Source organism: Falsiporphyromonas endometrii (assembly GCF_042654485.1).
In the GTDB taxonomy this organism is placed as follows: domain Bacteria; phylum Bacteroidota; class Bacteroidia; order Bacteroidales; family Porphyromonadaceae; genus Porphyromonas; species Porphyromonas endometrii.
In genome coordinates this window covers 1-3196 of sequence record NZ_JBHSGO010000018.1, presented here as the reverse complement: position 1 = coordinate 3196, position 3196 = coordinate 1, and the positions used below count along the sequence as shown (strand labels likewise).

Below are 3196 nucleotides of genomic sequence, written 5' to 3'. Positions count from 1 at the left end.
AATTCCATCATATTTTGCTGGAGCATTCGAGGGGTTGAGCGATTTGTCGAAGATTCAGCTTTGGGTTCCTGATTCTAAAGTGTCAGAGTTCAGGGAAGACAAGAACTGGTCTAAGTTTACGATCATGAGTAATAATTCTGAAAGCATTGATTTGTGTAAGCATTATTTTCGGCCGATTAATGTTTTAATTGAGGATGGTAAGGTAGTAGTAACATTTAATAAACAAATTATTAACAATACAATTGCAATCTATGATATGGGTGGTAATTGTATCTTGAAAGATTTAGTGACATCAGATAAATATATCTGGGATACTCAAAACAGTGCAATGGGTGTATATGTAATTAATACAGGACTAGGATCTATAAAGATTTTTTTGCCAAAATAAGAGGTACTTTTTAGTCCTTTGTGTAATTATTTGTTGATGTTGTAATTTGATTAATTTTTTAGAATTAAAACAACATAGTCCTATATATAGTTATATTTCGTTATTGCACACTTTCTATAGGTGTTGCTGACTGCCCAAATAAAAAGAGTAAAGGTGCTGTATTCTGAATTCAGAATACAGCACCTTTGTTTGTATGACGGGCATGTCATGTATCGTGCTGCCTTCTGAATCCATCAGGGAATACAGGAGGGTCATCTCTTCTTCTCGATCCTTCAATATCCCTAAAAAACAGGCATAAAAAGGTAGTATCCCAAAAAGTGTGTAAAGGAGGTTTATCTTTGAGTCAAAATTAATCATTTCATTTCATTGTTTTGTTCATCTGTCAGGCGGACATGAAAAACACCGGGGGGATTGGCGTCCGCCCGGGGGCTCGCAGCCCCCGAAGAGGACCTTCCGTTTTTGGTCAGTCCGGCCGAAAGGTCCCCTATCTTCCTGTGGAGATAAGTTGCATTCAGGGCAACAAGCCCGATCAGATAAAGTGCCGATTCCACGGAGGGTAAGGCAGCCTTGTAGGAGACAGCCTTCTTGATCTGTCTGTTAAAACGTTCCACCCAATTGGTACTGTCGATAAACGGTCTGATCTCGGGAGCATAGTCGAGATAGGTAAAGTAAAACGGGAGACTCGGACTTTCTCCGAATTTCAAAAGAAAAGGATAACTCCTGCCCCATCCTGCACAAAATGCCTTCATTCGCTCTATTCCTTCCCGAGAGCTCCTTACGGAAGACTCCGTACTGAAGACCTCTTTCAGTTCCGATGAGAACAGTGCCTTGTCCCGCGGTCTCACTTTGCTTTGCAACTCCCGTTTCTTGTGAACGGTACACAGTTGGACCGACACCCCCTTAAAACATTCAGAAGCCACCTCTTCTATCCCGCACAATCCGTCCGAAACAATCAGTTTCAATTCTTTCAGACCTCGTGCCTTCAGGTCCGAAAAGAAGTCTCTCCAAATATGACTTCCCTCGGTGGGATTGTTGTAGATCCCGACAATTTCACGTCGTCCGTCTTCGTTCAGACCCATGGCCACAAAGAAGGCCTCTTTGCTGCAGCTGTCTCCCCGCCTGACCGGAATAAAGGTGGCATCGATGATCAGGGCCTCGAGTCGGCAGGGAAGTTTGCGATTCATAAAGGCTTCCACACGGGAGCGTGTCCCTATGCTCAGACGATTGATACTGCTCGTGCTCATCTCTTTTCCGTAAAGCACCTCGAAGCATTTGGAGATGTCCTGCATCGTGCTGCCCTGCGAATACATCAGCGAACACAGGCGGGCCATCTCTTCTTCCTGATCTTTCAGTATCCCCAATAGAACAGGCATAAAACCGCGAACACGCGTTCTCGGAACCCGGAGTTCGAGCATATTCCCCTCGTAGAGGATTTTACGGGAACGGAAACCGTTCCTGTAGTCCCGGTGCTCATCCAAATAGATGGTGCGTTCGCCCTCCATGATGATTTCCATTATAAGCATCACCAATTTGTTAAGTCCGTCTTTATCTGACAGACAATTCGAAATAATTTCTTTAATTTGCGCTTGTGTAAGATTCATACGGTTTATCGTTTTAGTTTGTTTTTTTTCAAAGATAACAGTCTTGAGCCTTACACACTTTTTCGGGACAGTATCTCGTCCGGGATTACCTAAAAACAACTTTGTATACGGTATTCAGTGACGTCGATAAGTTACTCCTTAGTCTAAAACAGCTGATTTATATCGTGTTGTTATATGCCTTAGTGGGGTGGAAACTGATTCTTCTCTATCGTTTCGACTTGTCCAATCAAAAGGTGAAGTGATGGAAATCACTTTCCTTATCCGGGTCACTAGAGATTGGGTTTCAAGTCACTTGAGAATGAAGTCTGAGTCAACAGAGATTTGACCTTGGGTCAGTTGACCCGGGACCTGTTCTCTGGTGACAATTCATGCCGGGTCAAGTGAGGTGGCTGCACCTTGGAATATTCTCCGTCAGTAGGTCTATTCTGCTTTTGCCGAATAATAAGTTTTATTCCTTTCTTCATCGACGTTCTCAAAGTTTGGACTTTCATCCGGGCTGTTTTTCTCTCTCTTTTTCATTCGCGTAAATTATTTCATTTTCACCCCTAAAAAGGCTCAAAATCAATATTCAGTACCTGCAAATTTGACATCCCTGCAAATGAGAGGGGTGGATTCTGTATTTTTTAGGGTGGATAACTCTCGGAGAATCGATTATTTTCGACTCGTTCGGCGGAAGGTACGGGAATCGCCGTATTTTCGAGTTAAGGAGCTTATGCAGGTAGAAAGGTATTTTTATAAGGTTGTATATGCCCTTATCAATTTTTGTCGGATAGCAATATTTTTGAATTTGTTTTCGTTTGAACAAAATACATTAAAGACAATTCTTGCCATTGTGCAAGATTAGAAGGTTTGAGAGAGAAAATGCATCAATTTTAAGGAGAGTTTCTCATCACCTAATTTGCTGAAAGAACAACCGTCAGACAATACAAAATGTATAAGCTAACTGAACAAAACAGAGGACGGTAAATGTTTGAGTACAGTTTCTAAGGTGTTTTTAAAGACCAACCACTATGGGGTACAAACACTTTTAGAATATAAATGATAATAGCAGTTGACTCGTGAGTGGCCCTTTTTATTTTGCTTTTGTCTAGTCCTACAATAGCGTTACACCTAAAAAGAGTAACGAATGGAAAAGGCAGAAAACAAGTATGTTAAGCGTACCCAAAAGGATTACAGCATGTCCTTTAAATTATCGGTAGTGCAAGAG

General features: G+C 41.7%; 2 protein-coding genes. One reads left to right on the top strand and one right to left on the bottom strand.

All coding sequences use genetic code 11. From position 1 onward, the window contains the following. Nucleotides 1-388, top strand: a 388-nt coding sequence (locus tag ACFO3G_RS01065) for a hypothetical protein (protein ID WP_380077166.1), incomplete at its 5' end; no start/stop codon positions are given. A 353-nt stretch (nt 389-741) separates the two neighbouring features. On the opposite strand, the gene ACFO3G_RS01060 is transcribed toward ACFO3G_RS01065, so the two are convergent. After that, entirely contained in the window at nt 742-1989 is a 1248-nt protein-coding gene (locus ACFO3G_RS01060; RefSeq protein WP_417389570.1) for an IS256 family transposase, read from the bottom strand. Nucleotides 1990-3196: the final 1207 nt, after the last annotated feature.

Bases quoted from the DNA above. Each gene is read 5' to 3' on its own strand.
- ACFO3G_RS01060 (WP_417389570.1), bottom strand. From the start codon at position 1,989: ATGAATCTTACACAAGCGCAAATTAAAGAAATTATTTCGAATTGTCTG.